Genomic DNA, 15,567 nt, shown 5'->3' with positions numbered 1-15,567 from the left:
TCCGCATGCCGTGAACGGCGGCGTCGAATGATGACCTGTCCGATTAATCCCGTAGCGGAACCTTAACGCCTCAGCCCAGCCCGCGGGTCAGTCTTCGCTGACGGTGCGGTCGCGGATCCGCCGGCTGACACAGGATCAGCAGGCGAGGGCGTCGACGACCGGGTGTGCGGGTGGCCTTGTCGAATGCATGGAGAGTCTTGTCGTAGCCGTAGTCACTGAGCCACATATCTTCGTCTCGATGAACACCCGAAGAGTAGCGTTTGGGCTATCGCAGTGCGCTGGTGAAGGGGAGGCGATGAGCACGACGACCACTCCCGCGGCCACCATCCCTGGCGTCTACTGGGGGCACACCTCCCCGGCGCCTAGTGCGAGTCTGTCGCGATGACTGCGGCCTGGACCTGTGTCACCTGCGGCAACGAGTATCCGCCCGGGCCGACGCCCGTCGCCTGTCTGATCTGCGTCGACGAACGACAGTATGTACCCGCGGAGGGACAGCGATGGGCGCAACTCGATCCAGGCGAAACCCGGTCGGTGGCCGTCCGAACGCCCGAACCCGGCCTCTCCGAGTTCGCCATCGATCCCGCCGTGGGCATCGGTCAGCGCACCTTCCTCGTGCACACTTCGGCCGGCAACATCCTGTGGGAGCCGCCCGGATTCATCGGCTCCGCTCTCGTCGAGCAGTTGCTGGCAGCCGGCCCGGTCTGCGCGATCGTCTCGAGTCATCCGCATCTGATCGGGGCGAGCGTGTCGTTGAGCCGCATGCTCGGCGGGGCGCCCGTCTACGTCAATGAATTCGACCGACGCTGGATCACCCGGCCCGATCCGGTGATCGCGTTCTGGCGCGAGACGCTGGAGCTCACGCCAGGGGTCCGGCTCCGGCGATGCGGCGGCCACTTCCCCGGCAGCTGTGTACTGCATGTCGCCGCCGGAGCCGACGGGCGGGGGCTGCTGCTCACCGGCGACACCATGATGGTCGGGGCCGACCGCGCGAGCGTGTCGTTCATGCGCAGCTACCCGAACTTGATTCCGCTCTCCCCCAGGCTGGTCCGCGAGATCGTCGGCGCGGTCGAACCGCTGGCCTTCGACCGGATCTACGGCGCCTTCGGAGACGTGATCGACTCCGGGGCGAGCCTGGCGGTGTGCGCCTCGGCCGAACGCTACATCGGCTGGGTCACCGATCAGATTCGCGATCCCGACGAGCCGGAGCCGTCATGAAGGCCTTCGCGCCGGTGACAGGCCCGGTGGATCCGGTGACCGCGCTCTCGCGTATCGCCTGGTTGCTCGAGCGTGACCGGCAGAAGACTTATCGGGTGGAGGCCTTCCGCCGGGCCTCGGCCACGGTCTCGGCGCTGGCCCCAGCCGAACTCGTGGAGCGCAGCCGCGCAGGCACCCTCACCGCGCTGCCGGGGATCGGCAAGGTCACCGCAGCGGTGGTCACCGAGGCCGTCGACGGCGCGCTGCCGAGCTATCTCGACACACTGCAGCAGGCGCCGTCGCCGATGCCGGACGGCGAACCGCTCGCGCCCCTGCTGCGCGGCGACCTGCACGCGCACACCGACTGGAGCGACGGCGGCGCGCCGCTGTCGGAGATGGCCGCCGCCGCAGTGGCGCTGGACTACCAATGGTTGGCGATCACCGACCATTCGCCGCGCCTGACGGTGGCCAACGGCCTCAGCGCGGAACGCCTGAGTCGCCAGCTCGACCTCATCGACACCTGGAACCGCGAGCACGACAACGGCTTTCGTCTGATGTCCGGGATCGAAGTGGACATCCTCGACGACGGATCGCTGGATCAGTCGCCGGACATGCTCGATCGGCTCGACGTGGTGACCGCGTCACTGCATTCGAAACTGCGGATGAGCCACGACCCGATGACTGCCCGGCTGGTGGCAGCGGTGAGCAATCCACGCGTGCAGGTGCTCGGACACTGCACAGGTCGGCTGATCGCCGGCCGCGGGCGTCCGCCGTCGACCTTCGACGCCGCGGCCGTGTTCAGCGCGTGCGCCGAGCACGGCACCGCGGTCGAGATCAATTCGCGTCCCGAACGGGTCGACCCGCCCGACGACTTGCTGGCGCTGGCCCACGAGTTCGGCTGCCTGTTCGCCGTCGACTCCGACGCCCACGCGCCGGGGCAACTCGAGTTCAGCCGGCTCGGTGCCGAGCGGGCCGTGCAGCACGGCATCGAGTCCGACCGGATAGTGAATACCTGGTCGGAGGAGCGCTTATCGGCATGGGCGCGTCGCTGACCGTTTGGAATCGGGTCGCCGCGGGTACGCAGAGTCCGCCCCCGATCCGTGCACACCTGATCTGTGCGCCTGATTGAATGGAGATCTACGTGAGCGAGACCGCTGACGCCACCGGCGCCTTCGATGCGCTGGTGGCGGTCGACCGCCCGCTCTACGTGGTGACGACTCGTTCGGCCGACGGCCTGTCCGGTTGTCTGGTGGGCTTCGCCACCCAGACCAGTATCGATCCGCCGCGGTTCTTCGTCGGAATCTCGCGCGCCAACCACACCCACGGGGTCGCCGCGAATGCCAATCATCTCGCGGTGCACCTGATCGCGCGTGAGCACGCGGAGTTGGCTCGGCTCTTCGGCGGCGAGACCGGGGATTCGGTCGACAAGTTCGCCGCCTGCCAGTGGGTGGAGGGCCCACACGACCTGCCGGTACTCACCGATGCCGGCGTGTGGTTCGTCGGGCGCGTCATCGACCGGATCGACGTCGGCGATCACACGGGTTACCTCCTCGCCCCGGTCGCCGGCGAGGTCCGACACCAGGACCCCGAATTGTCTGCGTGGGTGAGCCTGGCGATCGGCGATTCGATCGAACCGGGACATTCGGCGTGAACAACGCCGTAGTGCCCGGCAGCAGCGGGCCGGAGTTCGACGTCCTCGCTTTCGCCGAGCAGTCGTATGCCGATCAACCGCCCGGTCTGCGCACCAACATGGTGATGAGCCTTGATGGGGCGGTGAGCTTCCGCGGTCGCGTCGGACCACTCTCGTCGCACACCGACCGCGCGCTGTTCCACGCGCTGAGAGCGCTCTCGGACGTCGTACTGGTCGGCGGGGCCACAGCCCGCGCCGAGAGGTACGGTCCGGTGGAGCTGAGCGACGATCTGCAGGGACTGCGTTCGCGAGTCCGGCCGGGTGCACCCGCTACCCCGCCGATGGCCATCGTCACTGCGTCCTGCGAACTGCCCGAGCGGATGCTCGCCGCATCCTCCGCGGCCGGCATGCCACGCCCGATCGTGATCACCTCCGGGCGCGCGGAGACGACCGCGGTCCGCGATCACGTGGACCTCATCGTCGCGGGGGCCGACGAAGTGGATCTGCCTGCGGCGCTCGCCGAGCTCCGGGCCCGGGGCATGCACCGGATTCTCTGCGAGGGCGGTCCGACCCTGATCGACCGCCTGACCGAGGACGACCTGGTGGACGAGTTGTGCGTCACGCTCACCCCGCAACTCACCGCGGAGGCTTTGCCCGTCGCGCGGCTGTCGAACACCGCCACGGCACTGCCGTCCCCGCGCCGCTTCGCACTGCGGCATGCGCGGGCGCACGACGACGAGCTGTTCCTGCGCTACTCCCGGCCGCGATAGCGCAGGACCATCGCTCCGGAACGGAACTCCTCACGGCCGACGAGCGTGAGGTCTATCGGTTGCTCCAGGCCGTCGAACAGCCGAGGTCCATGACCGATCACGCGCGGATGCACGAGGAACTGGTACTCGTCGATCAATCCCCACTGCGCCAACGCCGTCGGCAGTTGCACCCCGCCGACGTACAGGCCGTTTCCTGGCCGGTTCTTGAGTTCGGTGACGGCCTGACGTAGGTCCCCGCCCAGAAGCTCTGCATTCCAGTCGACCTCGGTGAGCACGCTGGAGACGACGTACTTCTTCGCCGCCCCAATGGCGGTGGCGAAAGACTGCATCCATTCGGGCATCGCCGCCACCTGATCCGGATCGCGCCAGCCCTCTTCCATCATGAGATAGGTCGTGCGGCCGAGAATCAGCGCGTCGGCCTCGGCGATCATCCGTTCGGCGTGCTTATGCATCTGCGGCTCAGGGACGCCTTCGCGATGGTCGACGCAGCCGTCGAGGGTGGTGTTGATCGAATATCGCAGTGGGCGCATACGACGACGCTAGGCGCTGACCGGCGGGTCTGCCGCCGATTCCACCGCGAAGATCCGCCCACCTGGAGCAGTCGTGGGAGAATGCGCTAACCAGACGGGCCTCGCAGACCTCGTAACTGACTGATAGCCCGTCACGAACCGACAGGAGGGCGAGGATTTGCAGCAGGAGACGCCCACGAGCGCGTTGCCCGGCGATCCGTTGGCTTTCCGCCTGAGTCTCATCAAGGACGTGGACGCGCAGAACGAGCGGATCTTCGAGCTCCGACGCAAGGCCGCGCGAAGCGAGCCCTCGCTCCCGGTACGGGGGCAGCAATGATCAATCGGCAGACCGCGGAGTGGCTGAGTCACGCACGGACCCCACAGACGCGGGCACGGATACGTCAGTGGTCGCGGCGGGACGACCTGTCCGTGGTGATTCTCCTCGTCGGCTTCGTGGCGTTCGTCGTGGCGATCCCGGTCGGCATCGGGCTCGGCATCTGGTTCTGGATCGACGGCATCGACCGGCTTGAGGTCTTCTACTGGCTGTACGGATCGAGCCTGGGGGTACTACTTGTCGGGGTCGCCCTCAATGCCGTCACCACCTACCGGCTCACCGAAGCCCGGTTCGCAGACGGGCGATGCACCGTCGGCGTGATCGACGACGTGATCCGACTGCCCTCGAACGACGTGGACGCGAACCCCACCTACGAGCTCGCCGTCCGCGCCACGTCGCCGGAACAGGCTGCTGCACTCAGTCGCACCATCCACTGGGGATCAGGAGACTCATCCGGCCCCGACGACAGTTGGATCGGGCGAGCGATCCGATTCCGCCACAACACCTTCGACCCCGACGCCCAGCAGGACGCACTCTTCGACGGGTGGCCCGACGACACGGAGCGGAGCTGAGGATGAGTAGTGGACACTCGCGCTCATCGGCTCGATCGTCCTCCGACCGGACCGAACCGGGTGGCGGCAGTCGATAGTCTGTGACGATGGCGACCACTTCCGACCGTGACATTCCTGCGCGCGCGACGATGCGCGGTGCACTGGTCCGGCCCACCCGCGACGTCGTGGTCGAGCAACGACCGGTGCCCGCCCCCGAGCCCGAACAAGTACTTGTGCGCAGTTCCCTCGTCGGGATCTGCGGCTCGGACACGCATGCGCTCGCCGGCCACCACCCGTTCCTTGACAGCGACTACGCGCCCGGCCACGAAGCAGTAGGCGTCGTCACCGCGCTCGGCGCGTCCGTCTCGGACCTCACCGTGGGGCAGCGCGTTCTTCTCAAACCGAATGTGGCGTGCGGGCAGTGTCTGAACTGTCTGGCCGCCCGCAGCAATGCGTGCGAGCGGCTGTCGTGGATCGGCTGCGACGTCTCGCGGCATTGGGCCGGCGCGCTGGCCGAGTACTTCGTCGCCCCGGAACAGAATCTGTTTCCCGTCCCCGACCACGTGGACGACGCGACCGCGGTCCTCGTCGAGTGTCTCGCGACGCCGGTGCACGCGGTCCGGATCGCGGGCGACCTCACCGGCGCCCGCGTCGTCGTCCTCGGCGCGGGAACAATCGGGGTCTTGGCGGTCGTAGCCGCGGCACGCGCAGGCGCAGACCGAGTCGTCGTCACCGATATGGATCGGGGCAAGCTCGACCGTGCCGTCCGGGTCGGTGCCGCCGCAGGCGTCAGTGCCTGCGCCGCAGACGTCGACAACCAATTGCGGAGTGCGCTGGGCGGACCGGCCGACGTGGTCCTCGACTGTGTCGCGTCCCAAGGATCGCTCAATCAGGCGGTCGGCCTCCTTCGACGGGCCGGAACAGTCCTCGTGGTCGGCGTCCCCGCACGGGAAGCATCGCTCCCGATGCCGGTCGTGCAGGACTGGGAGATCCGGGTGCAGGGCTGTGCGGCGTACACCGAGGCCGACGTCGCCACAGCGCTGGCGATCGCGACCGACGGTGGAATCCCCACCGCCGAGATCGTCTCCCGGACCGTCCCAATCGACGACGTGGCGGCAGCGTTCGCCGCAGCGACCGCAGACTCGTCCGGGAAGGTGCTCATCGATCCGCGGCAGTGAGCACACCTGACGCCGACCGTGTCGTCGGGTCAGTGGTACCGCTCAGCAGGTAGGGCGGTCTATCAGGGCTCCTATGGCCGCATAGCGATACCACTGACGCGACTCGACGGCTCGCAAGCCGTGCCCGCTGTCAGATCAGGGCTGAACGCCGCGCTTCTTCAGCCAGGACTGCGGGTTGATTGGGTTACCGGCGGAGTTCCAGACCTCGTAGTGCAGGTGGGGTCCGGTGGAATTGCCTCGGCTGCCCACGGTGCCGATCTTCTCGCCCGCCTTCACTTTCTCGCCGGCGTGCACGAAGATCTGCTCGACGTGACCGAAGATTCCGGTGGTGCCGTCGTCCTGGCGGACCCGAATCCACTGTCCGTAGCCCGAGGCCGGGCCTGCTTCGAGGACTACGCCGTCGGTCACGGCGTATACCGGGGTGCCGGTCTTGTTCGCGATGTCGACACCGTCGTGGTGGGAGCCCCAGCGTCCGCCGTATGTCGAGGTGACTGTGCCGCTGACCGGCTTGACGGCGTGTCCCTGACCGGGACCGGTCCGCGGCAGCAGGTCGCGGAGCGCGGAGTCGACGTCCGGCGGCAAGTTCTTGGGCACCTGCAGGTTCTGCGGCAGATTTACGCCTTCCGGGAGCGTTATCGGCGACGAGGGCTTGGCGGCGACTTCACCGGCGGTGGCGCCGGCCAGACCGATCGCCCCGGCGAAGGCGGCGATGGCGCCGATACGCACCGGCAGCGCGGTCCGGCGCGTCTTGGCCACCCGATGGCGGCCCGCCCCGCGGGCCGGAGGGTTGATGCCGAGGTCGGCAGGAGTCGTTATGGAGTCAGCAGTTGCGCGGTGTAGAGACAAAGTCTGTCCGTTCGGAGATAGATAACGTTTCGGAAACGGTAAGGACACGGCGAGGCTACTTGGTTCGCGGCGAGGGACGCCAGTCGAAGCGCGATATGGGTGATGTCGGTCATGGTGGCGGCCGGTCACAAGCACCGACGCGACAGGTCTACTCCTCGCGGCGTGTTCGCGCATGTTCTTCGTGCCGGTGTCGATCCAGATGGCGTTGTGGACGATCCGGTCCATGATCGCATCGGCGCGGACTCCCGAGCCGAGCCGGGGATGCCAGTCCTTCTTCGCGTACTGGGCCGGACCAGTCGACCTCCACGCTCTGGCCCGCCTTATGCCCCACGCGCGAGGCCGCGCCCGTGACCAGGACGTGACGCTGGTAGGTGCGGCAGAACCGGTCATACCCCATCGCCGGATCCCCGGCCGCCGCGGTCGCGTCGAGGTACTCACCGTGCAGGAGCTTCAGCGTCACTCCGACCCGGGCCATCTCGCGGTGGACTCGTTCCCAGTCCGGCTGGGCGAACACGCTCTCGTGCTCACCCCGGCCCGGGAACAGCTTCGCGTAGACCTGCTCGTCCTCGAGCTCAGCCACCTCGTCCCACCCGATCCCCGCCGCATCCGCGGCGTCCAACACCGCGGCGATGCTCTTGCGGGACATGCCCTGCGACGCCGAGATCGCCCGGCCCGACAAGCCATCCGCGCGCAGCTGCAGAATCAGCTTCGCTCTGATCTTCCGTACCCTTTCTGATTGCTCCTTCCGCCGCGTGCCCAATACACGCGGCGGAGGGAGCGTAAGCAGGGTGGCCCCCGAGCACACCATCACTGGCCCCCACGTCCACTACCGGGCGAAGAGCGGACTGGCCCCCAGAACCGCTACCGATGGACCCCAGCGAGGCGAATATTCATAGCTTGAACATGGCCCAAGTGCTCGGCCAAGTGCATATCGAGAGAGCAATATCAGAGATATCTGAATTCGCTCCCAATTCGGATTTACCACAAGTGTTTCCAGTGCGGTGATTACATCAGGATGCTTGTTTCTGCTTGCGTCGGCGCATATTCTCCTGATGGTTTCAATCTGCTCTCGGCGAATCACCACGGCCACTTCCATCTACTAGCCATCCGGCTGAATACTTTAACTAGACCAGCGAATATTATCGCCCCGCCGACAGGCGCGGTCAGTGGTTGGGTGTTGGTGGTCATTCCACGTTCCCCCGGTGTATGGCTGGTGCCGAGCGGTCAGATGTTTCCCGATTGAGTGGGTTAGCGGGCGCGGGTTCGGTAGACGCGCACACCCACAGAGGCACAGGGGGTTAGAGCAGGTGGGGTGGGCACGGACAGGTGATCTGACCTACCCGCTACGCCGTCCGGCGAAGAATCCAACGCAGAATAGCCCGACGACGAGCGTAGACGCAATTTCCCAGATCGTCCTTCTCCCCCCCCGTAGTGGGGTCCATATATTCACCTTGAAAGCAGCCTCGATACTCATTCAAGAGAATATCGATAGCCTTCGGTCGTTTTCTATCACATGATTAGGAGTTGTCATTTCCTGCCCAGTGCTTACCGAATTTCACTCAGCCGTCGCCGGGCTTATCGAGGCCTTCCGGTTCCGAAAACACGAATACAAGTCCTGATAGCAGGAACCAGCACCCGACCGCCAGCCCAGCAATTGGGGAAACGCCGCTGAGTAGGGTGGCCGAGAGGGCCCCCGTTACAACGCTCAGGACCATGACGACGCCGCCCCGAACCCATGGAATGTCGTGACGAAATATCCGCGCAGCTAAGGCTGCCGCCAACGGGGCTGCCGCGACGGCTACATCGACGATCCAAGAAGTGTCACTCTGAGACATCCGGACCCCGAACAGCTTCCGCAATGAACCAATCTCTGAGGGGGGTGATCGCGTCTCTCAAGCTCTCTCTATCCTCGTCCCTGCAACTCAGGGTGTGTTGTCTAAGGAGTCCACGAGAAGTGTTGAATACGTACTGTGTATCCGACCATATATGTATATTGTCATAATGATAGGACCCGCTCATGCCAACCGAAAATGCCGAATTTGAGATATCGATCATCGATCTAAGAACGCCTGGACGGAACGTGCTCGCCAGTTCTAGGCGTGAATACTCGAGCACATCCTCGCGCGAAGGAATCGCTACCAATGAATATTCAATTACGACAGACGTCGGCGCCCACCCATCGGTAACAAATGAGTCGCACGTGAGCACATCAATAACATCGGCATCAACTCGGGACCAGCCGTCCAGCGCAGGCTGGATGCGTTCCATCTCCGCCGCAGCCAAAACTAGTCCCGCCGACTTCATTGAAGACGGAACGCTGACCGGAACGTCCATTCTAGTATTCAGCATCATCTATTCTGTTTCCCAATCTGCCCACGTACACGAAATGAAGTATGATTAAGCCAGGGATAACGATCCAGGTTTTCAACGGGAGAAACATCACCATTCCAATAATGGTGAGGACAAGCGCTCCTGTACGAGCCAAGGATGCTCGATCTATCCTAGACTCTTCGCGGAATTTGGAGCCGTCGTGCGTTATCCGATTTTTCGACCACGTTACAGCCACGATGAGCCACATGTAGGGACTGAATGCAATTAGAATTGCAAAGGTGACGTTTTCTAATCCGAGCGGCGACGATATCATGATGAGTCATCCGCCGAGTAGACTACGGAATCCGGAGCCGATTGCCCCGCCCACCTTTGTGCCGACCCCTGAACCCACGATGCCGCCGATCGCGCCACCCACAAGGGCACCAACAGGACCACCGACCATGGCTCCTGCAGTTGCTCCAGCTGCGGCTCCGCCCCAGCCTCCAACTGTGGTGCCACCCAACTCACCGACTGATTCGTAGATCCCTGCCCCGTTAGCGATGTCACCCACGGTGCTACCGACAGTCAGGATCGTGCCTGCGGGCCCGAGTGCCTTCCCGTACTTACCCATCTTCTTGAGCTGATCATTTGTGAAGTCCTGGTCTGGAGTGTATGCCCACCGTGTGTTTGCTATGGCATCTCCCTGTCGAGTAATCGCCTGCTCAAGGCCGAGAGCGGTCGAACCGGCTAGTGTTCCTGCCTGCGTCATTGTCTCAACAAGCCCGTCCGGGACGACGCCTTGTGGCGTACCGTCAGCGTCGCGGACTTCCCAGGTCGAGGGCTTGCCATCCTTGCCAATCTGCTCAGCTAGGACGCCGCCATCATCGAGTCGGATGGTGCGAGCTCCGGTAGCAGGGTCGACTGCGCCTTGAATCCACCGACCCGTGTCAGGATCGTAGAACCGGCCCGTAGATGCATCCGGTGGACCGCCGTCCGCGCGCACTTCGTTGCCTGCGCCATCGATCTCGGAAATGGAGCCGTCAAGGTTTCCGACTCGTCGCCCTAGATCGTCATTGACGACTGTGGAACGTTCTCCATCAGAGTTCTCCCTGAACTGCACGTCGCTAGTTGAGCCGTCAGGGTTGTCGACCGTCAGATCCGTTCCGTCTTCGCCCACTGGGACGTATGTCCCCGTGGACTGGGTTCCATCTGGGTTGTTTGCGACGATCGTCCCACTCCCTTGGGGATTCTCATCGACGGCTACAGTCGGATCTCCGTACACATCGCCGCCGTGGTACTGCTCGTTGTACTGCCCGCCCTCGCTGGGGAAGTTCGAGTAGCTCGCGCTCCCGGCGCTGTCGTTCGACCACGTCTGGTATCCGCCCTGGCCGTCGTTCACGCTCCGAACATCGGTGTACGTGGCGTCCGGGCGAACGACGCGGGTGTCCACCGTCTGACCGCCAGTGCCCTCGACCACATGGTGAACTGCGAGCTGTCCGTCACCGAGGTCCTGTGTCCAGGACTCTCCGTCGGCCCTGCCGGTGGTATCTACCAGCCCGACACTCGTCGGGTCCGCGAGGATCGGGTACAGCGCGTTGTCGGCGGGTTCGACGTGCTGGATCAAATCGCCGTTCTCATCGACGGTGTACCACGTCTTTTGTGGCCGCCCTGCTGCGTCGAACGCCCACGGACGTGCGATCTGGCGGACAGCGTTGCCGTCCTTGTCATATACGGTTGCTGATCCGTCGGGGTTGACTTCAGTGCGGCCGCCGGGTGGGACGTTCATCGCGAACCGGTAGGTGTTCGAGGACGTTTCGTCGTGAATCAACACCATCCTCGAGGGGCCGACCGTAGCCCGGGTCGACCCGCCACGCGAGAGAAGCGAGCGTGTCCGGGGGCTGGCCGCCGCTACTGCGGCCGCGCCGGCGATAGCCCACACCGGCAACGGAATCGATCCCTTACCGCCATCGTCTGATGGTGTCAGGAGTGCGCGATCCGAGGCGTCAGGAGAGTCTTGATTGACCGGTGCATTAGCTGGCGCGGTAGTCGTAACCGGAAGCGGTTCGGTGCCTCTCCGATCGCTACCATGAGGCTCACTCTGGTTCGTTGAGATCGTCGGTCGTGCCGGCGCCTGGGTCGTACCGCCGCCGGGCGACCCTTCCCGGGGCTCGGGGCGACTGGGTGTCCCGGTTCCGCCGATGATGGGTGTGCCGTTGCCTTGTCCTGGGCCGGGTCCGGGATCGCCGCCGATGACTGGGCCGTTGCCCGACGGGGATCCCGGAGCGTTCGGTGTGGTGGGCTGGGTGGGCATGGTTGGTGGTGGTGTGTAGGTCGGGACGGAGATGCATGGCCAGTTCGGTCCGTGTTGGGCGCGCATCTGATCACACAACGCATCCGCACCCGCATCACCAGCACCGCCGGTGAGTCCGGCAGTGAGGATCGCGCCAGTGAAACCGAGTGTCCCGATACCGGCCGCCAGCGCTGCTCCACGACGACTACTCCTGCGCGTGGTGCTCATGCATTATTCCTGCCGCGCACAGCGTTCCAGATGGCGTCGATACCGGTCCAGAACCAGCGGCCACCGATCGACATCATCATGAAGAACGCGAGGAAGACCAGGACGTTCCCGTAGTCGTCGCCCCATCGGGCCAGGTTCGGCAGATTCCACGCTGCGACCACCAGAATCGCGCACCCGGCGATGAACAGCAGCATCGTCCACACCGACACCGACCGGTCCACACCAGACGATGAGCCATCATCGGCAGCGTCGGCTGGTGTCGCGGGCGAAGTAGCCGGCGGCGTAGCTTCGCTGGCTTGCTGGCCCTGCGCTCGACGTGAATGCTTAGGCCCATCAGGTGCCGGCCGATCAGGTGCAGTCAGTGGTTGCGTGCTGGTGTTGGTGGTCATTCCATGTCCCCTGTTGGTGGCCGGATGGATGGTTAAGTGTTCAGGCTTTAGAGCAGATGCGGCTTGCCGTACAGGTTGAACGTGTTGTCATTCGCCTTGCTCGTCATCGCCACCCGTACATACGCCCGCACGGCTGGGCGTGCGCCGACGCATCCGGAGATCTCCACGCGGACACCGTCCAATCGGACACCAGCCGACGGACCCTGCAACGGCTTCTGCCCGAACGGGACATCGATCGACACACCGTTCTTCAACGTCGTGGAAATATTCGGCATCACCTGGGCGCCGAGCACGATCGCGGGCGGATAGGAGATGGACATTTGCGCGGTCGGGCCGCCGGTGACCCCGAGGTTGACGCCGTCCATCTGCCACTGGCACGAGACTTGGAAGCCCGTCGAGACGACCGCGGCGTCCACCGGCACCGTCCCGGACCCCGACATCTGCGCAGCACCACGCAACGACAAGAACGCCTCATACGAACCATGCCCACGACTCAGGGCCGGCACGCTCCGGATCTTCTCCCCCGACTTCGACAGTTTCACTGTCCACCCATCATCGGAATGGCGCGTCACGGACTTGTCAGCAAACGACCGCGTCGGACCAGCCGACGCATCACCAGGGGCCCCGAACGCGGCGACGCTGATCACCGCGACCAGAACAGCGCACATGACGCCGATGAACTTCTTCACGAATTTCCCCCACATTCACACGGCGACCACGGCGGGAGGAAAAGCCACAGCCCCCGACCCGAGGGATATCTAGTACTCGTATGTACGAGTAGTCGATCCCCCGGGTCAACCTGGACGATTCCTCCCGAATCGCCACAACAGATGAGACGGACGCTACAACCGGTAGCAGCAACCCGCAACCAGCCAGCAAATAGTGTGACGCGGGTTACTCTGTTGGGCCTGGCTTCGGGCACGCCTACGACCGCTCATGGAGCTGTACCCGCTCAAACGCTCTGCGCTTTACGCCACGATCGAGCGGGAGCGAGAGTGCCGCGACCTCGCAGGCGTTACCGACGCTTCTTTCGGCGAGGCGCCACGGGTAGGTTGATCACGTCGCGCTCGCGTGTAATCAGGTGGGAGATGCGCGCGTGGTAATCCCCCTTCCGGTAGCACCATGCGATTACATCCGGAACGCTCAGCAGCGTCTCGGAACGGGCCCTCGCGTGCTCCCAGCGGAACTCGTCGCGCACGCCTAGGTCCCGAGTCGCGGTGATCAGCGCCTGGTTATCCCAGGTCACCATGCCATCGTCTTGCTCGATGACGAGATGACCGATACCGGCTTCGACGGCGTCTGCGACCACGGCCCGCAGGCACGCTGCCCGGGCATCCTTCTCGGGGCCGGATCTACTCGTTGACCGATAGACCCACGCCTGCACCTCCATGCGGCCAACGACGTCCGCGATCTCGCGCTTGCGGCTGTCTCGCTCGTCTCACATATGGATGCGGGCTTGACCAGGCTTGGTTAACCCGCGCAGGACTTTGCGGATGTCGGTGAACTCTGAGCTGACGATTACGCCGGCGACGAGAACAAACCCGTTCTGCTTCGTCTCGTCGATGAAGATGCGGCGGGATGGCACTTACTATTTCTACCCCAGACAACGCGAAACCCCAGTGCACAGTCGTCCGGCTGTGTCTGGGGTTCACTTCCCGCAAGCTCAGCGCAAGGGGCTTGACACAACGATACGGCCAGTCCGCGACGCTGCGCAAGAACCAGTTCGGGCCGACTTCTGTCGGTGGGCCGCCGGCATGCTCACGGGCACGGTTCACCATCTTTGCGAGTGGGAACAAGGCCGAGGTGAAGAACGTCGCGAAAGACGACGGGAAGAGTGGCGTCGATACAGTCCGCGGGATTATCAGTGGGCAGACGACGGCGTCCGCCGTAACGCCCGCGGCATCTGCTTCGCCCGTAGCGCCCAACGCGGCGCCTCCCCCACCGCCGCCGTCGATGCCCGCCGGCTGGTACCAGGACCCCGACCTCCTGAGGTACTGGGACAACGGGTGGACTGAGCGCACCGCCCCCGCACCCGCGTAGCCGAGACACGCGTTCGTCCGAACGGGTGAATATTGTGACTGCGGTAACCGCGCGCGTCACTGATGAGCGACTGACCGCCGCACCTGAGATGCTGTCGAAGGCGATAGGGCAAAGTTAGGACACATCGCCCGTCCACACATCGGACCAGAACAAAAAGAAACCCCCTCCGACGCAGTTCGGAGGCGGTTTCTTATGAGTGGAGCTAAGGGGACTCGAACCCCTGACCCCCACACTGCCAGGGTGAATATACGTCCCCGTCCGTTACTGAGCAGGCCCGGTGATTCCGCTTGACCTGCGTTTCTACTGCCGTATGGTCCGAACCGGTCCCTGCCTGTTCCTGTCAGTCTTAGGCACAAGTTAGGAACGTCGCACGTCTGTTCCAACCCGCCAGTTGAAGACGAGGCGGTCGCCGCGGGGTGCAGCCGACTCGTTGACGACGATCGTGTCGACGACGGACCGGATCACCGCGCGCCGGTCGTCCTCGGCGGCGGTGTCTACCCACCACTCGACGACAGACTCCTCCGTGAGCGCGGGCAGCCCGTCGACAGCGGCGAGCGTCGCGAGATGCCGCTCGGCGTCGGCGAGGGTGCGGCGTGCCGCAACCATCCCCGCGTCGAATGCCTCCTGCGGTCCGCCCGACCCGAACTCCTCCGCGAGCCGAACCATCCGCTGATGCGTGTCCTCAACGACCGCCCGCCAGTGCGCCGCCCCCTGCTCGGCGACGGGGCGTAGCGCGTCGAGCCACGGACCCGACGTGATCCGCACGAGTACCCGCTCAGACGCTTCGGTCTCTGCGATCGCCTGCCGGATCGTGAGCGGCTTAGGGCACGCGCCCGCCCCGCACATGTAGTTGACGCCCGTCAGGTACATGGGGCGGCCACACGACGCGCAGCGCAGCACGTCCGCGAGAAGGGGACTCTGCCGCCGCCGCTGCGGCGTGAACCGTTTGCGGTCGGCGTCGTTGATGCGGTCGCGTACCCGCTCCCACAAGGCGACGTCGAGAATCGGGTCGACGTCGGGGTCGGAGGTGAGTTCGCCGTTGCGCTCCCGGAGTCCGACGGCGCGCGGGCTGGTGACGGATCGGCTGATCGTGCGCGACGACCACGGACGGCCGGACACGGTAGGGATACCGCGCTCGTTGAGGTCGGCGGCGACCTTCTTGATGGGTTCGCCGTCGGCGACGCGCTCCGCGAGTTCACGGAGCACGTCGGCTTCGGCGTCGACGATCTGGCCCTTGTTCCATCCGTAGGCTCTCACCGCGAGCCACCCGAGGTTACAGTCATAAACCGTAACCTTAC

Annotated in this window: 15 protein-coding genes and 1 pseudogene; 7 read left to right on the top strand and 9 right to left on the bottom strand. The window is 64.9% G+C overall.

Going from position 1 to position 15,567, the window contains the following annotated elements:
* Positions 1-381 precede the first annotated feature (381 nt).
* The 4 genes from L5G28_RS07955 (at position 382) to L5G28_RS07940 (ending at position 3,594) form a co-directional block, all read left to right on the top strand.
* Positions 382-1,215 carry an MBL fold metallo-hydrolase gene (locus L5G28_RS07955; protein ID WP_237001049.1) on the top strand — a complete coding sequence of 278 codons (834 nt, stop codon included), beginning with the start codon at positions 382-384 and terminating at the stop codon, positions 1,213-1,215.
* On the top strand, positions 1,212-2,246 hold the full coding sequence (locus L5G28_RS07950) for a PHP domain-containing protein (RefSeq protein ID WP_237001048.1): 1,035 nt from the start codon (positions 1,212-1,214) through the stop codon (positions 2,244-2,246). The genes L5G28_RS07955 and L5G28_RS07950 overlap by 4 nt, the downstream gene beginning before the upstream one ends.
* An 89-nt stretch (positions 2,247-2,335) precedes the next feature.
* Positions 2,336-2,845, top strand: a complete 510-nt coding sequence (locus tag L5G28_RS07945) for a flavin reductase family protein (RefSeq protein WP_237001047.1) — start codon at positions 2,336-2,338, stop codon at positions 2,843-2,845.
* On the top strand, positions 2,842-3,594 hold the full coding sequence (locus tag L5G28_RS07940; RefSeq protein ID WP_237001046.1) for a pyrimidine reductase family protein: 753 nt from the start codon (positions 2,842-2,844) through the stop codon (positions 3,592-3,594). Before L5G28_RS07945 ends, L5G28_RS07940 begins: the two co-directional genes overlap by 4 nt.
* Here L5G28_RS07940 and L5G28_RS07935 read toward each other — a convergent pair.
* A complete protein-coding gene (locus L5G28_RS07935) occupies positions 3,576-4,124 on the bottom strand; it encodes a dihydrofolate reductase family protein (RefSeq protein ID WP_237001045.1) in 549 nt (182 codons plus the stop codon). The genes L5G28_RS07940 and L5G28_RS07935 overlap by 19 nt on opposite strands.
* Before the next feature lie 312 nt (positions 4,125-4,436).
* Between L5G28_RS07935 and L5G28_RS07930 the strand changes: the two genes are divergently transcribed.
* Both L5G28_RS07930 and L5G28_RS07925 read left to right on the top strand, forming a co-directional pair.
* Complete coding sequence (locus L5G28_RS07930; RefSeq protein WP_237001044.1) at positions 4,437-5,009, top strand: hypothetical protein; 573 nt, start codon at positions 4,437-4,439, stop codon at positions 5,007-5,009.
* 86 nt (positions 5,010-5,095) lie between these two features.
* On the top strand, positions 5,096-6,166 hold the full coding sequence (locus L5G28_RS07925) for a zinc-dependent alcohol dehydrogenase (RefSeq protein WP_237001043.1): 1,071 nt from the start codon (positions 5,096-5,098) through the stop codon (positions 6,164-6,166).
* A 135-nt stretch (positions 6,167-6,301) separates the two neighbouring features.
* Here the strand turns inward: L5G28_RS07925 and L5G28_RS07920 are convergent, their stop codons facing one another.
* The 7 genes and pseudogenes from L5G28_RS07920 to L5G28_RS07885 all read right to left on the bottom strand — a co-directional run bounded on the left by L5G28_RS07920 (position 6,302) and on the right by L5G28_RS07885 (position 13,814).
* The gene (locus L5G28_RS07920; RefSeq protein WP_372477195.1) at positions 6,302-7,012 is read right to left on the bottom strand and encodes a M23 family metallopeptidase; all 711 of its coding nucleotides are present in this window, start codon (positions 7,010-7,012) and stop codon (positions 6,302-6,304) included.
* 283 nt (positions 7,013-7,295) lie between these two features.
* A pseudogene (locus tag L5G28_RS07910) lies at positions 7,296-7,772 on the bottom strand (IS21 family transposase); the annotation flags it as partial.
* A 1,890-nt stretch (positions 7,773-9,662) separates the two neighbouring features.
* On the bottom strand, positions 9,663-11,156 hold the full coding sequence (locus tag L5G28_RS07905; RefSeq protein ID WP_237001042.1) for a hypothetical protein: 1,494 nt from the start codon (positions 11,154-11,156) through the stop codon (positions 9,663-9,665).
* Between the two features lie 680 nt (positions 11,157-11,836).
* Positions 11,837-12,061, bottom strand: a complete 225-nt coding sequence (locus L5G28_RS07900; RefSeq protein WP_237001041.1) for a hypothetical protein — start codon at positions 12,059-12,061, stop codon at positions 11,837-11,839.
* Between the two features lie 215 nt (positions 12,062-12,276).
* Positions 12,277-12,918 carry an MspA family porin gene (locus L5G28_RS07895; protein WP_237001040.1) on the bottom strand — a complete coding sequence of 214 codons (642 nt, stop codon included), beginning with the start codon at positions 12,916-12,918 and terminating at the stop codon, positions 12,277-12,279.
* Between the two features lie 326 nt (positions 12,919-13,244).
* Positions 13,245-13,619 carry a hypothetical protein gene (locus L5G28_RS07890; RefSeq protein WP_237001039.1) on the bottom strand — a complete coding sequence of 125 codons (375 nt, stop codon included), beginning with the start codon at positions 13,617-13,619 and terminating at the stop codon, positions 13,245-13,247.
* Between the two features lie 48 nt (positions 13,620-13,667).
* On the bottom strand, positions 13,668-13,814 hold the full coding sequence (locus L5G28_RS07885) for a hypothetical protein (RefSeq protein WP_237001038.1): 147 nt from the start codon (positions 13,812-13,814) through the stop codon (positions 13,668-13,670).
* Here L5G28_RS07885 and L5G28_RS19490 point away from each other — a divergent pair.
* On the top strand, positions 13,808-14,269 hold the full coding sequence (locus L5G28_RS19490; RefSeq protein ID WP_372477194.1) for a DUF2510 domain-containing protein: 462 nt from the start codon (positions 13,808-13,810) through the stop codon (positions 14,267-14,269). The two genes, L5G28_RS07885 and L5G28_RS19490, sit on opposite strands and share 7 nt — an antisense overlap.
* A 357-nt stretch (positions 14,270-14,626) precedes the next feature.
* On the opposite strand, the gene L5G28_RS07880 is transcribed toward L5G28_RS19490, so the two are convergent.
* A complete protein-coding gene (locus L5G28_RS07880; RefSeq protein WP_237001037.1) occupies positions 14,627-15,526 on the bottom strand; it encodes a recombinase family protein in 900 nt (299 codons plus the stop codon).
* Positions 15,527-15,567: the final 41 nt, after the last annotated feature.

Source organism: Gordonia liuliyuniae, from assembly GCF_021739025.1.
Classification (GTDB): Bacteria; Actinomycetota; Actinomycetes; order Mycobacteriales; family Mycobacteriaceae; genus Gordonia; species Gordonia liuliyuniae.
Note: the sequence above shows the minus strand (reverse complement) of the source record. Positions and strands in the feature narration are given on the sequence as shown.

Excerpts from the sequence above, each read along its gene's own strand:
- L5G28_RS07955 (WP_237001049.1), top strand. The coding sequence starts at position 382 with ATGACTGCGGCCTGGACCTGTGTCACCTGCGGCAACGAGTATCCGCCC.
- L5G28_RS07950 (WP_237001048.1), top strand. The coding sequence starts at position 1,212 with ATGAAGGCCTTCGCGCCGGTGACAGGCCCGGTGGATCCGGTGACCGCG.
- L5G28_RS07935 (WP_237001045.1), bottom strand. The coding sequence starts at position 4,124 with ATGCGCCCACTGCGATATTCGATCAACACCACCCTCGACGGCTGCGTC.
- L5G28_RS07930 (WP_237001044.1), top strand. The coding sequence starts at position 4,437 with ATGATCAATCGGCAGACCGCGGAGTGGCTGAGTCACGCACGGACCCCA.
- L5G28_RS07925 (WP_237001043.1), top strand. The coding sequence starts at position 5,096 with ATGGCGACCACTTCCGACCGTGACATTCCTGCGCGCGCGACGATGCGC.
- L5G28_RS07905 (WP_237001042.1), bottom strand. The coding sequence starts at position 11,156 with ATGGTGTTGATTCACGACGAAACGTCCTCGAACACCTACCGGTTCGCG.
- L5G28_RS07890 (WP_237001039.1), bottom strand. The coding sequence starts at position 13,619 with ATGGAGGTGCAGGCGTGGGTCTATCGGTCAACGAGTAGATCCGGCCCC.
- L5G28_RS19490 (WP_372477194.1), top strand. The coding sequence starts at position 13,808 with ATGGCACTTACTATTTCTACCCCAGACAACGCGAAACCCCAGTGCACA.